We start from the raw sequence: 19556 nt of genomic DNA, 5'->3' as shown, positions 1-19556 counted from the left end.
GAATCAAAGGCATGTTAAAAGCAGAAAACCTTAGTAAGCGCTACGGCCGCCGCACCGTGCTCAATCGCGTCAATGTGTCTATCGCCCCAGGCGAATTCGTTGCCATCATGGGGCCATCGGGAAGCGGCAAAACCACGCTCCTGAACCTGTTATCCGGGCTCGATAAGCCCACTTCCGGCCGAGTCAACGCGCCGGGGCGCAAGCAGCGTGCATTTGTATTCCAAGACTACAACCTGCTGGAATCCCTCAACGCGCAACGCAATGCCACCTTGACGGCGCGCTTTTCCGGCCGGCGCCCTGCACGCGGCCGTGTGGCAGAGGTCTTCGATTCGCTCGGTCTCGCTGGATTGGAGAGCCGCCTGCCCGCACAGCTTTCTGGTGGGCAGCAGCAACGCGTGGCTGTCGCCCGGGCATTGCTGGCCCAAGCGCCCTATATCTTCGCTGACGAGCCCACGGGCGCGCTTGACGACGCCACCGCTTCCACCGTCCTTTCCCACCTTCACGCCGTTGCCCGCGATGGAGCCAGCGTGATCATGGTGACTCACTCGCACCTTGCCGCCGAGGCGGCCGACCGGGTCATTTCCTTGGAGGAGGTGGCCCATGCTGGTGTGGCTTAAGGACTTACAGTCCAATTGGCTATCGTGGCTGGCCGTAGCGCTGACCCTGGTGGTGTCTTCCACCTCGTGCACCCTAGCGCTAGCCATGCTGGTCGCTTCCCCCGGAGCCGAAGAAAACCCCGCTGGGCCTCTGGGCGGCACAGTGCTGGGCATGTCACTGTGCGTGGTAGTGCTGGTGACGCTCTCGCAGATGCGCCTTATCATCGCTGAGCGCGAGCCGGTCTACCGTTCCTGGCGCATGGTGGGCATGCCTGGGTGGATGATCCTGATTTTCATTCTGGGCCAAGTCGCGGTGGTCAGCGCGGCCGCCGGATTTCTTGGTGTGCTGCCGGCCCGTCCACTGCTCGCGCCGTGCGTGCGCGCCCTGCGCAGCGACGGCATCCCTTTGCCAGACATTGCGATTACAGGCCAGGTCGTTGGTATTGCGATAGTTGTCTGCATGTCCGCGGCCCTAGTCGGAGCGCTGCCTCCACTGCGCCGAGTCTTTCGGCCGCACGCCACCGCACACCCGGCGTGGCTCATGGTGAAATTCCTGCTCGCGTCCGTTGCTGTCGGCAGTACGGTCTATGGATGCCTACACATTGATGATCCCGGCGACCTCCTCTCGGCCGAGATGGGCTTGGTCATCCTTGTCGCGCTCTTTTTGCCCTGGCTTATGCCCGTCCTGGATCAATGGACCCGCGCGGCCGGCATCGCTGGGGCTAATGTGCGCGTGCGCCGAAGCTTTTCCACCCCGCACATCGTGCCGTGGGTGCTCGTCGGCGGCTTTATCGTCGCCGTCGGCTCGGGCCTGCGCTTTGGGAACGACGCAGGCGCCGGAGGCACCCTGTCCTCGTGGCAGGCCTTCCTCGCCCTTTTGGGTCCAGTCTTCGCACCTAGCATCGTGGGCGCCGTGCTTACCTCGCTGCTTATGCACGGGCGCATCGCGGCCGATATTCGTGGCCTCACCTTGGCGGGCGCCGCCCCCTCGGCCTGGGCGCGCGTGCAAGTGGGGGAGGCGGCGTGCCTCACCCTGACTGCGGCCGGCGTGGTCTGGGCGCTGTGTTTGGCGACGCTCCTGCCCCTCCAGCACCTGCTCACCCCACAGGCTTCCTTCGGTCGAACGCTGGTAGAGGAGTTGTGGTGGCCGTCCTTCGCCGTAATATTCGGCGCAATGTTTATTGCCCTGGGCGTCGTCAAGCTGGCGTTGGCCGGCTTTGTACACACCCGAGCCGCGTCGTTCGCGGAGGGCGAACGGGTTAGCGGCCCACAACGTTGAGGGCTAGCAGTCGCGAGGGTAGAGTGCTAGGCAGGTTGTTTTGACCCACAGTTGTTCACCCGCGACGACGGCTGTGCTGGACACCCACAACCGGCACGCGCGCGTCCACGTGGACGCGCACTAGGAACACTTTGGAGGAAATCATCATGGCAAACATTAAGCCGCTGGAGGACAAGGTCCTCGTTCAGATCGTTGAAGCTGAGACCACCACTGCATCCGGCCTGGTTATCCCGGACTCCGCAAAGGAGAAGCCGCAGGAGGCCACCGTCGTCGCTGTCGGCCCGGGCCGCACCAACGACAAGGGCGAGGTCGTCCCGGTTGGCGTCAACGAGGGCGACACCGTCATCTTCTCCAAGTACGGCGGAACTGAGCTGAAGTACGACGGCCAGGAGTACCTCCTGCTGTCCGCTCGCGACCTGCTCGCTGTCATCGAGAAGTAAAAGTAGGCGATTAACCCTATGCCAAAACTGATTGCATTTGACCAGGAGGCCCGCGAGGGCATCCAGCGCGGTGTAGACACGCTTGCCGACGCCGTCAAGGTCACCCTCGGACCGCGCGGCCGCAACGTCGTGCTGTCCAAGGCTTTTGGTGGCCCGACCGTCACCAACGACGGCGTCACCATCGCCCGCGACATTGACCTCGACGATCCTTTTGAGAACCTCGGCGCCCAGCTGGTGAAGTCCGTGGCCGTTAAGACCAACGACATTGCCGGTGACGGTACGACTACCGCCACCTTGCTGGCCCAGGCTCTCGTCTTCGAAGGCCTGCGCAACGTGGCAGCCGGCGCTAACCCCATCGAGCTGAACAAGGGCATCGAAGCGGCGGCTGAGAAGGTCGTCGAGGAGCTCAAGAAGCGTGCCACCCCGGTGAACTCCTCCGCGGAGGTCTCCCAGGTTGCCACCGTTTCCTCCCGCGATGCGGAGGTCGGCGAGATGGTTGCTGGCGCGATGGACAAGGTGGGTAAGGACGGCGTCGTCACCGTCGAGGAGTCCCAGACCATCGAGTCCACCGTGGACGTCACCGAGGGCATTTCCTTCGACAAGGGCTACCTCTCCCCGTACTTTGCGACGGAGGAGGAGACCTACAACGCCGTGCTTGACGACGCCTCAATTCTCCTCGTCCGCAACAAGATCTCCTCCCTGCCGGACTTCCTGCCGCTGTTGGAGAAGATCGCGGAGTCCTCGCGCCCGACGCTGATCATCGCTGAGGACATCGAGGGCGAGCCGCTGCAGGCACTCGTGGTGAACTCCATCCGCAAGGTCCTCAAGGTCGCCGCCGTGAAGTCCCCGTACTTCGGCGAGCGCCGCAAGGGCTTCATGGATGACCTGGCTGTTGTCACCGGCGCTACCGTCGTCGACCCTGAGGTTGGCATCAACCTCAAGGAAGTTGGCCCGGAGGTTCTCGGTTCCGCTCGCCGCGTCACCGTGTCCAAGGAAGACACCGTGATTGTGGATGGTGCAGGTACGGCAGAGGCCGTCGAGGAGCGCCGCGAGCAGCTGCGCCGCGAAATCGAGCGCACCGATTCCACCTGGGATAAGGAGAAGCTGGAGGAGCGTCTGGCCAAGCTGTCCGGTGGCGTTGCCGTCATCCGCGTTGGCGCCGCTACTGAGACCGAGGTCAACGAGCGCAAGCTGCGCGTCGAGGACGCCATCAACGCCGCCCGCGCGGCCGTTGAAGAGGGAGTCATCGCTGGCGGTGGCTCCGCGCTGGTCCAGATTTCCAAGGAGCTCGAAGCATTTGCTGAAGGCTTCGAGGGTGAGGCCAAGATTGGTGTGCTGGCCGTGGCCCGCGCGCTGACCCGCCCGGCCTACTGGATCGCTGAGAACGCAGGCCTGGACGGATCCGTTGTGGTCGCCCACGTTGCCGAGAAGGCCAACGGCGAGGGCTTCAACGCCGCCACCCTGGAGTACGGCAACCTGCTGGAGCAGGGCATCATCGACCCGGTGAAGGTCACCCACTCCGCCGTGGTCAACGCCGCCTCCGTGGCCCGCATGGTGCTCACCACCGAGGCTTCCGTTGTAGAGAAGCCCGCCGAGGAAGAGCCGGCACAGGCTGCGCACGCGCACTAAAACGTGCGTGCGGGAAACGTAGGTTTCCCGCGTGCCACAAGGGTTCCCGCATAGCCGTAAGGAAGGCCCGCTAACCCGCATATCTGCGGGGCGGCGGGCCTTCGCCGTGTCCGGGGCAGGACCCCGCCCCGTTAGTAGACTGCTGAGCCGTGGAACAAGAATTCATCACCGTCACCGGCGCCCGCGAAAACAACCTCAAGAACGTGGACGTGCGCATCCCTAAGCGCAAGCTCACTGTTTCACCGGTGTGTCCGGATCCGGCAAGACCTCGCTGGTCTTCGATACCGTTGCGGCTGAATCGCAGCGTCTCATCAACGAAACCTATCCCGGCTTCGTGCAGGGCTTCATGCAAGCCCCACCCCGCCCCGACGTGGACCGCTTGGAAGGGCTCACTGCAGCCATCGTCGTGGGTCAGGAGCCCATGGCGGCTTCCGCGCGCTCGACGTTCGGTACCGCCACCGACATCACCGGGCACCTCCGCGTGCTCTTCTCCCGCCTAGCCGAGCCCCGCGCCGGCGGCCCCGCGGCCTATTCCTTCAACGTGCCCTCCGCCTCCGGGCAGGGCGCCATCGAGGTCAATGGCGTCAAAGAGGTGCGTCGCTTCGAGCGCACCGGCGGCATGTGCCCGAGGTGTGAGGGAAGGGGGGAAGTGGGGGACGTCGACAAGCGCCAGCTCGTTGATGAAACTCTGACACTGAACGATGGCGCCATCATGTACCCCGGCATGAAGGTGGGCTCGTGGATGTGGCGCGCCTACGCCGAGTCCGGGCTGTACCCAGCCGACGTGCCGGTCAAGGAGTTCACCGAGGAACAGAAGCGGGACCTCTATGAGACCGAGACTAAGGTCAAGGTCGGCGGCATCAACATGAGCTACATGGGGCTGGTCACGCGTCTGAAAACCAACGTGCTGAGCAAGCCCGTGGAGTCCCTGCAAAAGCACATGCGGTCCTTTGTCGAGCGCGCGGTGGTCTTCATCGACTGCCCGGAGTGCCACAGCACGCGCTTGGCGCAGCACGCGCGCGAGTCCTACCTCAACGGCGTCTCCATCGCGGATGTCTGCGCCATGGAGCTTGCCGACGCCTCCGCATGGCTCCGCACCATCAACTCACCGCTTGCCGTGGCCCCGCTGCGTGGGTTGGAGGCCGCCCTGGATTTGGGGCTGGGCTACCTGACTCTGGCGCGCCCGACGGGAACGCTGAGCGGTGGCGAGGCGCAGCGCACGCGCATGGTGCGGCACATCGGGTCGGCGCTCACGGACGTCACCTATGTCTTTGATGAGCCCACCGCCGGGCTGCATCCGCATGACGTCACGCAGATGAATGAGCTTCTCCTGCAGCTGCGCGATAAGGGCAACACGGTGCTCGTGGTGGAGCACAACCCGGCGACGATGGCGATTGCGGATTGCGTCGTCGAGCTTGGCCCCGGCGCCGGAGTGGCGGGCGGCGAAATCCTTTCCGTCGGTGCCGCACCGTCCGTCAGCGGGAAGGTGGCGTTGAAGGATGAGGTGCGCGAGCCCACCGGCGCGCTGGAGATCCGCGGGGCGCGCCATAACAATCTCAAGGACGTCGACGTGGATATTCCACTGGGCGTGCTCACGGTCATTTCGGGCGTTGCGGGATCCGGAAAGTCATCGCTGATGGAATGCCTGCCGGACGACGACCGCATCCTCGTTGTCGACCAGTCTTCGTTGTCTGGCTCGCGGCGCTCAAACCCGGCCACCTACACCGGTGCGATGGACGCGCTGCGCAAGGCCTTCGCCAAGGCCAACGATGGGGCCACGCCGGGAATGTTCTCTTTCAACTCGGAGGGCGCGTGCCCGGCCTGTTCCGGCGCTGGCGTGGTGACCGTGGAGTTTGGTGCGATGGACAGCGCGGATGTGCCCTGCGAGGTGTGCGAGGGCCGCCGCTTTGCTGCCGACGTTTTGGGTTACGAGCTGGCGGGCAAGAACATCGCGGAGGTACTCGCGCTTCCCGCGGTTGAGGCCGTGGAGTTTTGCCGCGAGGCCAAAGTTACTGCTGCGAAGCGCGTGTACGAGCAGCTCGTTGCCGTGGGGCTGGGCTACCTGACGCTGGGGCAGCCGCTCTCGACGCTCTCTGGCGGCGAGCGCCAGCGGCTGAAGCTGGCGGTGCGGTTGTGCGACCGCAAGGCGACTGCGGACATCATCGTGCTCGATGAGCCGACGGTGGGCCTGCATCAGAAAGATATCGACACCTTGCTGCGCCTCTTTGACACGCTTGTCGACGACCACCTCACCCTCATCTGCGTCGAACACCACCGCGCCGTCCTGGCGCACGCCGATCACATCATTGATCTCGGTCCCGGCGCGGGCTCAGCCGGCGGCGAGGTTGTGGCGGCCTGCTCGCCGCGCGAGTTCCTCGACAAGGACACGGTGACCGCCCGCTACCTGGCGCAGGCGCTGTAAAAACTGACGTCTTTCACCCGCTGCCCCTTGCCCGTGCTGGCTGTTGGATATCAGTGCAGGTGGGGGAGGGGCGTGATGCTACTTAAAGAAACTTCGCAAAAGGCCCGCTGCGCGACGGCCCACGGCGGGCTCATCCAGTGGGGAGAGCAGCCTTGTCGCGTCCAGCCAATAGAGGTGGTGGTTTGCCGTCCGACCCCAAGGCTGGGAGCTGGCAGAAGCGGACTAGGCGCCGACGGTCGCGTGGGCGCGACGCGAGCGCAGGGCGACGACGCGCTCCGACTCGCTCATGCCGCCCCACACGCCGTAGGGCTCGCCGGAGGCGAGAGCGTGTTCGCGGCACATCTCGATGACCGGGCAGGTGCTGCAAATAGCCTTGGCGCGGTTCTCGCGCTGGGCGCGGGCGCGTCCGCGCTCGCCGTCCGGGTGATAGAACACGTCAGAGTTTTCTCCACGGCATGCGCCATGAAGCTGCCAATCCCAAAAGTCCGTATTCGGCCCGGGGAGCAGGAAGGACTGAGACACGTTCGATTCTCCTTTGCCAAAGATAGAGTGCCCAGGCGCGGGGCGCGTTGCGGGCACGCCCCCGTGAACGCCGAGGCGAAGTGAGACGAGATTGAAGTGTGTCCCCCTTGGGTAAACAGCGCGTTACGCAATGCTGACATGCAGGTATAACTGGCTGAAACTCCTCAACTGGAGCCCCTGTGACCTGCGCTTAAGGCTAAGATGAACGGTGTATGAACTTTTTCTAGTGGGGTCAAAGCTGGGGATGAGACCCGTCGTTTTGGGGTTTCGTCAAAAGGTTATGCCATGATGTTCATACAGAATATGAAGTAATGCATTAAGCAGAAGAGCAAAAGCAGAACGGCAAGGATGGCAGTGGCTACTCAGGCTACAGACGCGAGCGGCTCCTCAACGGTGGCGAAGCGCGACAGCGATAAGGAATTAGCGGACCTCGTTCCGCTGGCCGTCGACGGTAGCCGCCGCGCCCTCCAGCGCATCATGCGGATCATTCACCCGCAGGTCCTGCGCTATTGCCGCGCGCGCATCGGCGGCCACCGCCAGCCCACGGCGGAGGACGTGGCGCAGGAGATCTGTTTGGCGGTGGCGACGTCTATTGGCACGTACAAAGATAAGGGCCGCCCGTTTATGGCCTACGTCTATGGCATTGCTGCTCACAAGGTGACCGATGCCCACCGCGCCCTGAGCCGCGACCACACTCACCCCACGGAAGACCTTCCGGAGGATGCTGCTCAGGACGCTACCCCCGAAGAATCCGCCCTTGCCGTGGACGGTAGTAACAGAGTGCGGGCCATGCTCGATACGTTAAGTGACAAGGCCCGGGACATTATCATCTTGCGTGTGTTCGTGGGGCTGTCGGCAGAGGAGACCGCGGAAATTGTGGAGTCCACCCCTGGCGCAGTCCGCGTGGCGCAGCATCGTGCACTCGCGCAATTGCGCAAATCCCTCGATTCGCACGAGACGCAGTGAACCAACAATGTGAACCAGCAGAGTGAACCAGTAATTGGGCTAGCCCAGAGCTAGCAGTGAGCCATCGGCACTTGGCACCGACAAACTAATAATTCTCTAGTAAGGAAGGGAGGTCATCATGGCAAAGAAGGACGAGCCTCAGCAGGGTGTCGCTGAGCAGCTGCAGCCCTTGGTTGATGATGATGCATTCCTCACCACTCTCTCCGAAGGAACAGATCCCTCCGATGGCGGTGATGAACTGGCGGGGCTTCTGCTGGAGCTGCGCGGGGACGTCGAAAAGCAGATGCCTCCGGCCCCTCTCATTGAGGGCGCAGAGGAAGAGCCGGAGATCATTTCCCTCGGCGCGGCACGTCGCCGTCGAAGCAAGCCTTTCATGCACGGACTCATCGGGGCGGCCGCAGCTACGCTGCTCATCGCAGGTACCGGCGCTGTGGTCGTCAACGCCGGCCCGGGATCTCCGCTTTACGGAGTGAACCAGTCGCTCTTCGGCGCGGACGAGCACGATGTGTCCGTAGTGGAGCTTGCCGGAACGCTCGATGAGATGGAGAAGCGTTCCGCCCAAGGCGACATGGATGGCACCCGCCAGTTGCTTGAAGAAGCCCGGAAGATGGTGGACCAGGCTAAGCGGGAACGTGAGGCAGAGGCCCCTCGTACCACGAAGCAGCAGCCCAGCGCCACGGTGACGCAGACGCAGACCGTGGAGAAGCCTGCCCCGGTGGAGGAGCAGCAGCCGCCGGAGCCGGAAACCGTAACGCAGACAGAGACTGCGGTTTCCACCGTCGTGGTGACCCGCACGGTTTCGGCGGGCAACCCGCTGAGCCCACCGGAGCAGAACCAGCCGGAGCCAGGTCAGCAGGGCGGCGATCAGGCAACGCCTCCGCAAGGCGACAACTCCGACGGAGCTTCGGATGGCGCCACGGATAATGGCCAGCTCCCGCCGGCGCAATTCCAGCAATAAAACCACAAAGAACCTCTTCCCCCGCAACAGGAGGGAAGAGGTTCTTTCCGTTTAACGCGCGGTAGTTCTACCGCGCTGACCGCAGCTAGTAGCGCGAGTCCATGCCGTCGAGATAACCCACCGCATAATCCCAAGGGACGTAGCGCATCGGGTCCGGCTCCGCGCCCGGCTCGTGCACGGGGGCGAGCTGGCCTGCCAGCGTGGCCTGCATGTTGGAGGCCATGATGTCCCACTCGTAGAAGTGGTTCTCCTCGCAGTCCTCGCAGAAAAAGAAGATGCCATCGATGCCGCGCGGGCTGAGAACGCGCGCAAACTCTTGGACCATGGCCAGATCGTGGATGACGGCGAGACGGTCCTCCTCGGACAGCGGCTCGACGTGATCATCCTCCTCGAGGAAGGAAGCTGGGTCGTTCGGGTCGTCCGCGAAAGGATCGCGGGGCATGTTGGCGAAAAAGTTCACGTCTGCGAGCCTATTGACTCCGTGCGCGCATGGCAATTCCCTATAGATACCTATTCCTCTACCCACGGCTACCACTACGGGGCGTCCACGCACTACAGTGAGGGCTACCGCATAAAACTATCTGGTCAGTTTAGGAGAGCCCCACCCTCATGAGCCACGTCCACACCGGCGGAGACAACCCCGACAAGATTGCACTCTACGGCCTTACCTTTGATGATGTCCTGCTGCTTCCGGCAGAATCCAACGTCGTTCCCTCCGAGGTGGATACCTCGGCGCAGTTTACGCGCAACATTCGCCTCGGCGTGCCCCTGGCTTCCGCCGCGATGGACACCGTGACCGAGGCCCGCATGGCCATCGGCATGGCGCGCCAGGGCGGCATCGGCGTCCTGCACCGCAACCTGTCAGTTGAGGATCAGGCCCAGCAGGTAGAGATTGTCAAGCGCTCCGAATCCGGCATGGTGACCGACCCGGTCACGGCTTCCCCGGACATGACCATCGATGAAGTCGATACGCTGTGCGCGCGGTTCCGGATTTCGGGCCTGCCGGTCGTCGATAAGCAGGGCACCCTCGTGGGTATCTGCACCAACCGTGACATGCGCTTCGAGCCGGATTTCTCCCGCAAGGTCTCGGAGATTATGACGCCCATGCCGCTCGTCGTGGCCAAGGAGGGCGTCAGCAAGGAGGAGGCGCTGGAGCTGCTGTCCGCCAACAAGGTGGAGAAGCTGCCCATCGTCAACGATGAGAACAAGCTCGTCGGCCTCATCACCGTCAAGGACTTTGTCAAGACTGAGCAGTTCCCCAACGCCTCCAAGGATGCTTCCGGGCGCCTGCTCGTGGCGGCGGGCATCGGTACCGGTGAGGAGTCCTACCAGCGCGCAGGCCAGCTTGTCGACGCCGGCGTGGACGTCCTCGTCGTCGACTCCGCCCACGCCCACAACAACCGCGTGCTGGAGATGGTCTCCCGCGTGCAGAAGGACTTCGGCGACCGTGTTGACGTCGTCGGCGGCAACCTGGCCACTCGTGCTGCGGCGCGCGACATGATTGAGGCTGGTGCCGACGCCATCAAGGTTGGCATTGGCCCGGGCTCCATCTGCACCACGCGCGTGGTGGCGGGCGTGGGTGCCCCGCAGATCACCGCCATCATGGAGGCCGCCGCGGTGGCCGGCCCGGCGGGCGTTCCGGTTATTGGTGACGGCGGTATGCAGTACTCCGGTGACATTGCCAAGGCGCTGGCCGCCGGTGCGGATGCCGTCATGCTGGGCTCCATGCTGGCTGGCACCACGGAATCGCCGGGCGACATCGTGGTGGTCCAGGGCAAGCAGTACAAGCGCTACCGCGGCATGGGCTCCATGGGCGCCATGCAGGGCCGTGGCCTGACGGGGGAGAAGCGCTCCTACTCCAAGGACCGCTACTTCCAAGCTGACGTTAAGAGCGAGGACAAGCTGGTGCCGGAAGGCGTGGAGGGCCGCGTGCCATTCCGCGGTGACATCGATGCCATCGTGCACCAGATTGTCGGCGGCCTGCGCGCCTCCATGGGCTATACCGGCTCCGCCACCCTGGCCGAGCTCAAGACCAAGCAGTTTGTCCAGATCACCGCTGCGGGCCTCAAGGAGTCTCACCCGCACCACCTTCAGCAGATCGTCGAAGCTCCGAACTACCGCTAAGGACTAATCATGCGTGATTACGTAGAAATCGGCGTGGGCCGTGAGGCTCGCCGCACCTATGACCTGAACCAGATCTCCCTGGTGCCGACTCGCCGCACCCGTTCCTCCAAGGACGTCGACACCTCGTGGCACATCGATGCGTACACCTTCGACGTCCCGTTCGTCTCGGCGCCGACTGATGCGCTGGCCACTCCCGAGTTCGTTATCGAGATGGGCAAGCAGGGCGGCCTGGGCGTTATCAACGCGGAAGGCCTGTGGGGCCGCCACGAGGATTTGGAGGGCGCGATTGCCCGCGTGACGGAGAACTTCGGTGACCTGTCGACGCTGCAGGAGCTGCACGCAGCGCCCCTGAACGAGGAGTTGCTGGCCGAGCGCATCGCGCAGGTGCGCGATTCCGGCGTGACCGTGGCCGTGCGTGTCTCCCCGCAGCACGCCCGCGAGCTGGCGCCGGTCGTCATCAAAGCCGGCGCGGAGCTGCTGTTCATCCACGGCACTTTGATCTCCGCTGAGCACGTGCAGACCGGTGGCGAGCCGCTCAACTTGAAGGAGTTCATCGGTTCGCTGGATACCCCGGTGATTGCCGGCGGCGTGGCGGATTACACCACGGCCCTGCACCTCATGCGCGCGGGCGCGGCTGGCATCATCGTCGGCTCCGGCGTGAACACCAACCCGGAGACCGTGGGCATCGATATTCCCATGGCGACGACCATCGCGGATGTCGCGGCCGCACGCCGCGATTACCTGGATGAGACTGGGGGCCGCTACGTGCACGTGCTTGCCGACGGCGACATCTTCACCTCCGCAGACATCGCCAAGGCCATTGCTTGTGGTGCCGATGGCGTCGTTCTGGGACCGGTCCTGGCCCGTGCGGCGGAGGCAGGCGGCAAGGGCTGGTACTGGCCGTCCACGGCCGGCCACCCGCGTTTCCCACGCGGCATCATCGAGCCGGTTGGCGTGGCTGGCGCCCTCCTCGGCACCGACGCTTCCGGCGTTGACGCTTCTGGCACCGCCGAGGACGCTTCAGCGACCTCCCTCGAAGTCGTGCTCCACGGCCCGTCCAACGAGCCGCTGGGTGAGCTCAACCTGGTCGGTGGGCTCAAGCGCGCTATGGCCAAGTGCGGCTACACGGACCTGAAGTCCTTCCAGAAGGTGGGCTTGGCCGTTCGCTAGCCCGCCCGTTGTAACGCTGCTCCGCTCAACAAAGCTCGGGGCGGAGTTTATGTCACCGCTCCAGTGGCCGTGGCGCTGGCCTCAGTGGCCGTAGCGTTAGAGTCACTGGCACGCGGTTTTGGGTGCCACGGCAGCCGGGGCTTCTTTAGACGGCGTGGACGCAGCGCCACCTTGCGGAATACCACGCGCCCGCGCGCCGGCACCATGGTTTGCAACACCGAGGCCACCACAACCAGGCCGATAGCCGCCAGCTTAAGCTGGGAGGCATTCTGGGAGAGTAGGAGCCAGCCAAAGAGTGCGGCGAAGACAGGTTCCAGGGCGATCAGGATGGAAAAGACGTTGGGGGCGAGCCTGCGCAGCGCAATGAACTCCAACGAATAGGGGATGAGCGAGGCCAGCACGCCCGTGCCTAGGGCGAGCAATAGGAGGTTTGGGTCGCTGGCCAAAGCCACCGCGCCGCGCCCTCCGACAGGCAGGAGCACGAGGCCGCCGATGAGGAAGGCCACGGCCAATCCATCTGCGCCGCTAAAGAGAGCGCCCGCCTTCTTGCTGGCCAAGATATAGGCGGCCCACATCGCACCCGCGCACAGCAAGAAGAAAACCCCACGCAGGTCGAGAGGGTCTCCGTTGAAGGAGTCCAAGCCCAGCAGACCCATGCCGATGAGAGCGAGGGCGACGCAGGTGGCGTCGCGAAGCGAGCGGGAGAGGCACGCCGCCAGCAGCAGCGGGCCGAGAAACTCGATGGTGACCGCCGGGCCCAGCGCGACGAGCTCGATGCCGGCATAGAAAAAACCATTCATCAGGCCCAGCGTGAGGCCGAAAATGGTGGCGGAGATCCACTTCTCGCGGCTCCACTCGCGCACGCGCGGGCGCGCGATGAAGAGCAGAATCACAGCGGCGAAAAGCAAGCGTAGCGAGGCGGTGCCCCAGGGGCCTCCAATGGGGAAAATCTGGATGGCGAGGCTGGCTCCGAGCTGGAGGGAAATACACGAGCCGATGACGCACAGAACGGCAAACGGATTGGTCATGCAGTCCATTGTGGGGTGGGAAGAACTGTTAGTCTATCTACAGTTTTTAACACGTACCCGTTAGGGATTCTGTCATGTTGGACCTGCACCGCCTCCGCATTCTCTACGAGTTGCAACGCCTCGGCACCGTCACTGCGGTGGCGGAATCGCTGCGCTATACGCACTCGGCCATCTCTCAGCAGTTGGCGCAGTGTGAGAAGGACGTCGGCGTGGCGCTCTATGAAAAGGTCGGCCGGCGCGTGCGTTTGACGGAGCAGGGAGAAATCCTGGCCTCCTACGCGGAGCGAATGCTCGCGTTGGCGGATGAGGCGGAGTCGCAGGTCATCGCTTCAACCAACGCGGTGCGGGGCACGATTAAGGTCACGACCTTTCAAACGATTATGTCCTCGCTGGTCCCGCGGGCGCTCACGGAGCTGGCCAGGGAGTACCCAGACCTGCGCGTGCAGATCATCCAGCGCGAAGCCGATGGCGCGATGGAGCTGCTGGCGCGCCGGGAGGTGGACCTCATCTTGGGTGAGGAGTACGAGTCGGACATGCCCGCCACGGATGAGCACACCCACCGGGAGCTGCTTCTCGACGACCCCCTCCGCCTCATCACCCCACTCACCGGGCCCTGGAGCGAGTTGCGCTTAGAGGATTTTGCAGCGCATGACGAGGAAATCCCCTTTGCCATGGACCCGGAGGAGTTTTTATTGGGGCGGTTCGTCCACCGGCTGTGCCGCCGGCATGGCTTTAACCCCAGCGTGCTCTATGAAACCCCGGACCCCTTTCTACATGCGCACCTGGTGCGCACCGGACACGCGGTGGCGGTGATCTCGGACCTTTTCCTCTACGAAATTGAGGGCGTGCGCGTGGTTTCCTTGCCTGGTAATCCCACCCGCACGCTCTACACCGCGGTGCGCGCCGGGCGCGAGGGACACCCCGCCTTGCGGGCGTTTCGGGCGGCGTTGAGCAAGGCGGCTGCCACCGCTAAAGATTTTGGGCCACTCCCTGCGGTCTAGGGTGTGGGTTCTTGCGTTAAACTGATGACCGTGACTAACCCAAATACAACCCCGCGTCCTGTCCTCGTGGTGGATTTTGGCGCCCAGTACGCGCAGCTCATCGCCCGGCGCGTGCGTGAGGCCAACATCTACTCCGAGGTTGTCCCCAATTCCGCCTCCGTGGAGGACATCAAGGCCAAGAACCCGGCCGCGCTGATCCTCTCCGGTGGCCCGTCCTCCGTATACGCGGACGGCGCCCCCGCACTGAAGCCGGAGCTGCTCGAGCTCGGCATCCCGGTCTTTGGCATCTGCTACGGCTTCCAGTCCATGACCCAAGCCCTGGGCGGCACCGTGGCCTCCACGGGTGCCCGCGAGTACGGCCGCACGGACATGACCGTGTCCGGCGGTGTGCTCCACAAGGGCCTCGAGGACACGCACAAGGTGTGGATGTCCCACGGAGATTCGGTTTCCGAAGCCCCGGAGGGCTTTGAGGTCACCGCCTCTTCCGAGGGCGCTCCCGTGGCCGCCTTCGAGTGCCTGTCCAAGAAGATGGCCGGCGTGCAGTACCACCCGGAAGTTCTTCACTCGCCGCACGGCCAAGAGGTGCTCACGCGCTTCCTGACGGAGGTAGCAGGCCTGGAGCAGAACTGGACCGCAGAGAACATCGCGGATCAGCTCATCAACGATGTGCGCGAGCAGATCGGTGAGGAAGGCCGCGCAATCTGCGGCCTGTCCGGCGGCGTGGATTCCGCCGTGGCAGCAGCGCTGGTGCAGCGCGCCATCGGTGACCGTTTGACCTGTGTCTTCGTCGACCACGGCCTGCTGCGCGCGGGTGAGCGTGAACAGGTGGAGAACGACTTCGTGGCGTCGACTGGCGCGAAGCTCATCACCGTCGACGAGCGCGAGGCCTTCCTCAACAAGCTGGCCGGTGTGACCGAGCCGGAGGCCAAGCGCAAGGCCATCGGCGCGGAGTTCATCCGCTCCTTCGAGCGCGCCGTCGACCAGGCTCTGGACGGCCAGGATGCTGCGTTCCTGGTGCAGGGCACGCTGTACCCGGACGTCGTGGAGTCCGGTGGCGGTGACGGTACCGCGAACATTAAGTCTCACCACAACGTGGGCGGCCTGCCTGACGACGTCGAGTTCGAGCTCGTCGAGCCGCTGCGCCTGCTCTTTAAGGACGAGGTCCGTGCGGTTGGCCGTGAACTGGGCCTGCCGGAAGAAATCGTGGCACGCCAGCCGTTCCCGGGCCCGGGCCTGGGCATCCGCATCATTGGTGAGGTCACCGAGGAGCGCCTCGAGACGCTGCGCCAGGCAGACCTCATCGCGCGTACCGAGCTGACCAACGCTGGCCTGGACGGCGAGATCTGGCAGTGCCCGGTGGTGCTGCTTGCCGACGTCCACTCCGTCGGCGTCCAGGGCGACGGCCGTACCTACGGCCACCCGATTGTCCTGCGCCCGGTGTCCTCCGAGGACGCTATGACCGCGGACTGGACGCGCCTGCCCTATGACGTGCTGGAGAAGATTTCTACCCGCATCACCAACGAGGTCAAGGAAGTTAACCGAGTAGTGCTCGACGTGACGTCGAAGCCGCCGGGAACCATCGAGTGGGAGTAAAGCGAAGCAAACTCCCAGACGCTGCGTAGCGCGGCCGTGCCTTGAATTAACAGGGCGCGGCCGCGCTCCCGTTTTCGGCCCCTGGTACCAAGCCCGCGTGGTTTGTAGTTGGCACCGTCTTTGTCGCCACGAGCTCCGACCGAGGCACGGAGTAGAGCGTTTGTGTTGCCTCGTTGCTGTACAGCTCCGCGAATCGGGCGAGAGCTCTGGCATACCTCTTTAACGCGCGCGCGAGTAGCCGCACGCCGAGCGACAATTCTCAGCGAGCGGCTGGTGAAAGCGGCTGTTTGTTGCTAAGGCGTCGCAGGCCGGTGAGCCGGCGTCCTACGACCCATCGATCCGGTTGATCCGGAGACCGGTTGGACTTCGACCTGGGGACTCGGGCGACGATTCACGGGCTGGTTGAACTCATGAACTCGGTGGCGGGTCCGGAGGTTCGCCGGAGTTATGCGGCGGCGCGCCGGGGCCAGAGCCGTATGGCGGGCTGGAACGTGGGTCGGGTGGGCCGGATGCCGGCGGACCTGAGGATGCGCGAGCAGGCCTCGGAGCGGAGCGCGGCGGGTGGGCGGGGCTTTCGATGGGAATCGGCGGGCCGGCCCACGGCGGCAGGTAGTGCACGCGGCCATCAATGCGGTCGAGGTGCCCGCGGCCGGTGGGCTTTTCCGGGTCATCGTCATTGACCGCGTTGTGATACGCGCACAGCGGCACCAAGTTGGCCATGTTCGTCGGCCCGCCATCTTGAAAGCGGGTGAGGTGGTGGATCTGGGAGTCGTCGGCAGGCGCGTTGCACCCGGGCCAGGCGCACGTCGGGTGCTCTGCAGACAGCGCGAGGCGCTGCTTGGTGTTGGCAAAGCGGCTCGCCATGTAGAGGTTCACGGGGCCGTGGTGGGGGTGGACGAGGGTGATGAGGCCGACGTCGGCAAGCTTTTCGCGCACGAACTCCGCGCCCGTCATCGTGGCCCCATTGGTCAGCTGCAGCTCAATCTCCTCACCATCGCCATCCACGATGCGGTCGAGCTCATCCAAGCGCACGATGACGTTGGACTGCAGCTTCTGGCCCGAGCCGCCCCCGCCGCGGAACACGGTATGCGCCGCAGTGAGCAAGTCCTTGTCGGTGGTCTTCAGCACGGCCAGCAGCTTCGAGATGTTGAGCGAGGAATCCGTAATACTCAGCGTGTGGTTGCGGCCCGCGCGCCGCGTCACCCGCACGCCTGGGGCAGGGTCCTTCGGCGGGCGCCACTCTTTGAGCTTGGCCTTCGCCACCATGGGGATTTTCTCCCGCGGGGTGGCAGCCAGCAGTTGGCGCAACTCCCACGCCTTGCGGGCCTTGAGCTTGGAGCAGTAGCGCTCGATATCGAGGAGCGTGAACACGTCGTGGCCCGTGCGGCGCGCTTTGCGCTGCCGGGAGCGGAACATCGTGTCCCCGAAATACACCGCGTGCAGCCCCAGGAGCTTCTCCGCGAAATCCGGCCGCGCACCCATCTCAATTAGCTGCGCGCGCGTGACACCGGCGCATTGCTCGACCACGTCGAGCCCGCGCGCTAGTGCTTGAATGTAACCCCCCAGTTGCATAGCTCACAGCCTAAACCAGGTTGGGGAACCTCGCTACTTGAGCGCAGAAATCGCAGCGCAGAGCTTATCGACGTCCCCCTCTTCCGTCGACCACGCCGTACAAAAACGCACCACGCGCAGGCCTTCGTGTTCTTCGAAGAACTGGCACACGAAGTCCTGCGCGAGCTTCTCTTCCTGTTCGCGTGTCAACAGCGCGAATTGCTGGTTGGTGGGGGAGTCGAAGAGCATGTCGATGCCTGTGGTGCGGAATGCCTCGGCGATGCGCTGGGCTTGGGCATTGGCGCGGGCGCAGATCTGCTCGTAAAGGGTCGTTGCAGCCGTGCCGGGGAGCGCATCGGCGGATTCAGGAGTGGGGGTACTGAAGAGGGCGGCGAATTGCGCGCCGAGCAGCCAGCCCTTAGCCAGCAGGCCGCCGTTTTGCTTCATGGCGTTGCGAAAGCGCGGCGCGCCCGCGGGGAAGACGATGGCCTCGCCGAAGAGGGCGCCGCATTTGGTGCCGCCGACGGTGAAGACGTCGACAAGCGCGGCCAAGTCCGGCGGGGTGACATCCGCAGCGGACAGGCCGTAGCCGAGGCGGGCGCCGTCGACAAACAGGCCCAACTCGTACTCGTCGCAGACCTCGCGCAGGGCCACGAGTTCGGCGCGGGAGTAGGCGGTGCCGAACTCGGTAGGCTGTGTGATGTAGACCAGTGCGGGCTCCGGCATGTGCTCTTCCACCCCGGAGGCGCGGTATTCCTCCATGCACGCGCGAACCTGCGCGGCGGTGATCTTTCCCAGCTGGTTCGGCAGCGTGATGACCTTGTGCCCGGTGTGCTCGATGGCGCCCGTCTCATGGGTGGCGATGTGCCCGCTATCCGCCGCGATAACGCCTTCCCAGGGGCGCAGGCGGTGGGCGATGATGGTGGCGTTGGCCTGCGTTCCACCGACCATGAAGTGCACTTCGGCGTTCGGCGCCTGGCAGGCAGTGCGGATGCGCTCAGCGGCCGTGGCACACAGCTCGTCGGCGCCATAGCCGGTATAAGCCCCGCCCGCCCCTGCGATGGCATCAAGGACGCGGGGGTGGGCGGAGCGATGGTAGTCGTTGCCGAAGTGAATCATGGGTGGCCAGTTTAGCCGGTGACGGTGACTTCGCCGATGCCTGCGTCGATGTGAATGTTCAGCAGCGCGTCAGGGTCCTGGCGTTCGGTGCAGTTGCTCTCACCCAGGCCGTCATCACAGGTCAGCGCGACGGGGATGTCCTTCGGGAGGATGACCTCGACGGCGCCGATGCCGGCGTCGACGGTGACGTCGTGCTTGGTTGTGAGGTCGTGGAGCTGGCTGAAGTCCACCGTCGATTCGCCGATGCCCAGGTCGTAGTAGTCCTCGAGCTCATCTTCATGGGTGGGCGCGATGTCTTGCTCACCGACGTTGAAGCGGGCGCTGAAGCCGGACTCGTCGGCCTCGGAGACGAAGGTGACTCCAAGGAAGGCAATCGTCAGGGCAGCCCCCACAGCGCCGAGGGCAATCGCGGCCTCAGCCCACTGCGAACCGCGCTTCTTTTTCGGTTCTTCCCGCGGGCCCGGCTCCGGCAGGTTCCAGGCATCGGGCACTACGCCGAGTGGATCCCAGGACGGCGGGGTCCTGCGGCCTGATGGGAAAGGGTGGCCGTCCGCCGGGGTATAAGCATTGAGGTTGACAGGTTCCTCGCGCACCGGCTGCTCGGCGGCCAGCAGTCCGCTAGGCGGTAGCGGCTCGCGTTGGTGAAGGGCGTACCAGGCCAGCGCCAGCAGGCCGAAGGTCAGCGTAGCGGGCGGAAGGCCGGCGAGGAATTGCCCGCTGAGGAACAGTGGGCCGGAGCTAAACGTCAGAAGGACGCCGACAATTAGGATCCAACCGAGCTCTTGCTCCTCCTTGACGCCATCCTTGCCCAAGGCCGCATCGAGCGGGCAGTAGGGCGAGCCGTAGCGCGGCATGAGCGCCCACGCGGCGAGGTAGGCGGCGATGCCCCCGCCGAAAGCGAGTGCTGCGACCACGAAGGCCACGCGCACAATCGTCGGATCGAGCTGGTAGCGCACCGCGATGCCTTCGCAGACACCGGCGAGCTGGGCGTCGCCACCCTGCTTCTTGGGAAGGCGGACGGGGCGGGTTGTCCACATCTGGTTGAAAGTGCTGTTCTTCGTCATACTTTTATGGTGCCGCGCGGGGCTTCGCGGCGGTATCGGTAATCGCCCTGATTTTTAGACCTCAGGGTTGTCCCCGATGTGCCGGAGGGGTGGT

16 protein-coding genes and 1 pseudogene are annotated in these 19556 nt (G+C 64.5%); 11 read left to right on the top strand and 6 right to left on the bottom strand.

All coding sequences use genetic code 11. The annotated features are described in order from the left end of the window. The first annotated feature begins 11 nt into the window (after nucleotides 1-11). The 5 genes and pseudogenes from HMPREF2792_RS02990 (at nucleotide 12) to HMPREF2792_RS02970 (ending at nucleotide 6366) form a co-directional block, all read left to right on the top strand. The gene (locus tag HMPREF2792_RS02990) at nucleotides 12-617 is read left to right on the top strand and encodes an ABC transporter ATP-binding protein (protein ID WP_070521548.1); all 606 of its coding nucleotides are present in this window, start codon (nucleotides 12-14) and stop codon (nucleotides 615-617) included. Further along, nucleotides 601-1875: an FtsX-like permease family protein gene (locus tag HMPREF2792_RS02985; RefSeq protein WP_070527896.1), complete on the top strand. Its 1275-nt coding sequence runs from the start codon at nucleotides 601-603 to the stop codon at nucleotides 1873-1875. The genes HMPREF2792_RS02990 and HMPREF2792_RS02985 overlap by 17 nt, the downstream gene beginning before the upstream one ends. Before the next feature lie 140 nt (nucleotides 1876-2015). Then, nucleotides 2016-2315 carry a co-chaperone GroES gene (gene groES / locus HMPREF2792_RS02980; RefSeq protein ID WP_167595557.1) on the top strand — a complete coding sequence of 100 codons (300 nt, stop codon included), beginning with the start codon at nucleotides 2016-2018 and terminating at the stop codon, nucleotides 2313-2315. A gap of 18 nt (nucleotides 2316-2333) precedes the next feature. After that, nucleotides 2334-3944 (top strand): chaperonin GroEL, encoded by a 1611-nt coding sequence (gene groL / locus HMPREF2792_RS02975; protein WP_070530752.1) that lies wholly within the window; start codon nucleotides 2334-2336, stop codon nucleotides 3942-3944. A gap of 149 nt (nucleotides 3945-4093) precedes the next feature. Beyond that, a pseudogene (locus tag HMPREF2792_RS02970) lies at nucleotides 4094-6366 on the top strand (excinuclease ABC subunit UvrA). 222 nt (nucleotides 6367-6588) lie between these two features. Here HMPREF2792_RS02970 and HMPREF2792_RS02965 read toward each other — a convergent pair. Beyond that, entirely contained in the window at nucleotides 6589-6888 is a 300-nt protein-coding gene (locus tag HMPREF2792_RS02965; RefSeq protein ID WP_070530751.1) for a WhiB family transcriptional regulator, read from the bottom strand. 348 nt (nucleotides 6889-7236) lie between these two features. Here HMPREF2792_RS02965 and HMPREF2792_RS02960 point away from each other — a divergent pair, with 348 nt between their 5' ends. Beyond that, nucleotides 7237-7854, top strand: coding sequence for a sigma-70 family RNA polymerase sigma factor (locus HMPREF2792_RS02960; RefSeq protein ID WP_070530749.1), 618 nt, complete (start codon nucleotides 7237-7239; stop codon nucleotides 7852-7854). A 118-nt stretch (nucleotides 7855-7972) separates the two neighbouring features. Continuing rightward, complete coding sequence (locus HMPREF2792_RS02955; protein ID WP_070521536.1) at nucleotides 7973-8812, top strand: hypothetical protein; 840 nt, start codon at nucleotides 7973-7975, stop codon at nucleotides 8810-8812. An 85-nt stretch (nucleotides 8813-8897) separates the two neighbouring features. On the opposite strand, the gene HMPREF2792_RS02950 is transcribed toward HMPREF2792_RS02955, so the two are convergent. Next, nucleotides 8898-9272 carry a DUF5319 domain-containing protein gene (locus HMPREF2792_RS02950; RefSeq protein WP_070521533.1) on the bottom strand — a complete coding sequence of 125 codons (375 nt, stop codon included), beginning with the start codon at nucleotides 9270-9272 and terminating at the stop codon, nucleotides 8898-8900. 149 nt (nucleotides 9273-9421) lie between these two features. Between HMPREF2792_RS02950 and guaB the strand changes: the two genes are divergently transcribed. Both guaB and HMPREF2792_RS02940 read left to right on the top strand, forming a co-directional pair. Continuing rightward, nucleotides 9422-10936 carry an IMP dehydrogenase gene (gene guaB / locus HMPREF2792_RS02945; protein ID WP_070530747.1) on the top strand — a complete coding sequence of 505 codons (1515 nt, stop codon included), beginning with the start codon at nucleotides 9422-9424 and terminating at the stop codon, nucleotides 10934-10936. A gap of 9 nt (nucleotides 10937-10945) precedes the next feature. Beyond that, nucleotides 10946-12106, top strand: coding sequence for a GuaB3 family IMP dehydrogenase-related protein (locus HMPREF2792_RS02940; RefSeq protein WP_070530745.1), 1161 nt, complete (start codon nucleotides 10946-10948; stop codon nucleotides 12104-12106). A 47-nt stretch (nucleotides 12107-12153) separates the two neighbouring features. On the opposite strand, the gene HMPREF2792_RS02935 is transcribed toward HMPREF2792_RS02940, so the two are convergent. Beyond that, nucleotides 12154-13134: an EamA family transporter gene (locus HMPREF2792_RS02935; protein WP_186312138.1), complete on the bottom strand. Its 981-nt coding sequence runs from the start codon at nucleotides 13132-13134 to the stop codon at nucleotides 12154-12156. A 74-nt stretch (nucleotides 13135-13208) separates the two neighbouring features. On the opposite strand from HMPREF2792_RS02935, the gene HMPREF2792_RS02930 reads away from it, so the two are divergent. Together HMPREF2792_RS02930 and guaA are read left to right on the top strand one after the other, a co-directional pair. Next, entirely contained in the window at nucleotides 13209-14135 is a 927-nt protein-coding gene (locus HMPREF2792_RS02930) for a LysR family transcriptional regulator (protein ID WP_070530743.1), read from the top strand. Between the two features lie 24 nt (nucleotides 14136-14159). Beyond that, entirely contained in the window at nucleotides 14160-15728 is a 1569-nt protein-coding gene (gene guaA, locus HMPREF2792_RS02925; protein WP_070530741.1) for a glutamine-hydrolyzing GMP synthase, read from the top strand. 408 nt (nucleotides 15729-16136) lie between these two features. On the opposite strand, the gene HMPREF2792_RS02920 is transcribed toward guaA, so the two are convergent. Genes HMPREF2792_RS02920 through HMPREF2792_RS02910 form a run of 3 tightly spaced genes read right to left on the bottom strand, consistent with a single transcriptional unit; the run spans nucleotide 16137 to nucleotide 19462 of the window. Beyond that, on the bottom strand, nucleotides 16137-17300 hold the full coding sequence (locus tag HMPREF2792_RS02920; protein ID WP_070530739.1) for an HNH endonuclease signature motif containing protein: 1164 nt from the start codon (nucleotides 17298-17300) through the stop codon (nucleotides 16137-16139). Between the two features lie 33 nt (nucleotides 17301-17333). Then, nucleotides 17334-18398, bottom strand: a complete 1065-nt coding sequence (locus HMPREF2792_RS02915; RefSeq protein WP_070530736.1) for a threonine aldolase family protein — start codon at nucleotides 18396-18398, stop codon at nucleotides 17334-17336. Nucleotides 18399-18409: 11 nt separating this feature from the next. Further along, nucleotides 18410-19462 (bottom strand): PspC domain-containing protein, encoded by a 1053-nt coding sequence (locus HMPREF2792_RS02910; RefSeq protein WP_070530734.1) that lies wholly within the window; start codon nucleotides 19460-19462, stop codon nucleotides 18410-18412. Nucleotides 19463-19556 lie beyond the last annotated feature (94 nt).

Origin of the sequence: Corynebacterium sp. HMSC068H04, assembly GCF_001811255.1 — a bacterium.
GTDB lineage: Bacteria > Actinomycetota > Actinomycetes > Mycobacteriales > Mycobacteriaceae > Corynebacterium > Corynebacterium hesseae.
The sequence above is the reverse complement of the archived record's forward strand: the minus strand, read 5'-3'. Positions and strand labels throughout refer to the sequence as shown.

Excerpts from the sequence above, each read along its gene's own strand:
- HMPREF2792_RS02990 (WP_070521548.1), top strand. The coding sequence starts at position 12 with ATGTTAAAAGCAGAAAACCTTAGTAAGCGCTACGGCCGCCGCACCGTG.
- HMPREF2792_RS02985 (WP_070527896.1), top strand. The coding sequence starts at position 601 with ATGCTGGTGTGGCTTAAGGACTTACAGTCCAATTGGCTATCGTGGCTG.
- HMPREF2792_RS02940 (WP_070530745.1), top strand. The coding sequence starts at position 10,946 with ATGCGTGATTACGTAGAAATCGGCGTGGGCCGTGAGGCTCGCCGCACC.
- guaB (WP_070530747.1), top strand. The coding sequence starts at position 9,422 with ATGAGCCACGTCCACACCGGCGGAGACAACCCCGACAAGATTGCACTC.
- guaA (WP_070530741.1), top strand. The coding sequence starts at position 14,160 with ATGACCGTGACTAACCCAAATACAACCCCGCGTCCTGTCCTCGTGGTG.
- HMPREF2792_RS02960 (WP_070530749.1), top strand. The coding sequence starts at position 7,237 with ATGGCAGTGGCTACTCAGGCTACAGACGCGAGCGGCTCCTCAACGGTG.
- groL (WP_070530752.1), top strand. The coding sequence starts at position 2,334 with ATGCCAAAACTGATTGCATTTGACCAGGAGGCCCGCGAGGGCATCCAG.
- HMPREF2792_RS02920 (WP_070530739.1), bottom strand. The coding sequence starts at position 17,300 with ATGCAACTGGGGGGTTACATTCAAGCACTAGCGCGCGGGCTCGACGTG.
- HMPREF2792_RS02955 (WP_070521536.1), top strand. The coding sequence starts at position 7,973 with ATGGCAAAGAAGGACGAGCCTCAGCAGGGTGTCGCTGAGCAGCTGCAG.
- HMPREF2792_RS02915 (WP_070530736.1), bottom strand. The coding sequence starts at position 18,398 with ATGATTCACTTCGGCAACGACTACCATCGCTCCGCCCACCCCCGCGTC.
- HMPREF2792_RS02935 (WP_186312138.1), bottom strand. The coding sequence starts at position 13,134 with ATGACCAATCCGTTTGCCGTTCTGTGCGTCATCGGCTCGTGTATTTCC.
- HMPREF2792_RS02910 (WP_070530734.1), bottom strand. The coding sequence starts at position 19,462 with ATGACGAAGAACAGCACTTTCAACCAGATGTGGACAACCCGCCCCGTC.
- HMPREF2792_RS02930 (WP_070530743.1), top strand. The coding sequence starts at position 13,209 with ATGTTGGACCTGCACCGCCTCCGCATTCTCTACGAGTTGCAACGCCTC.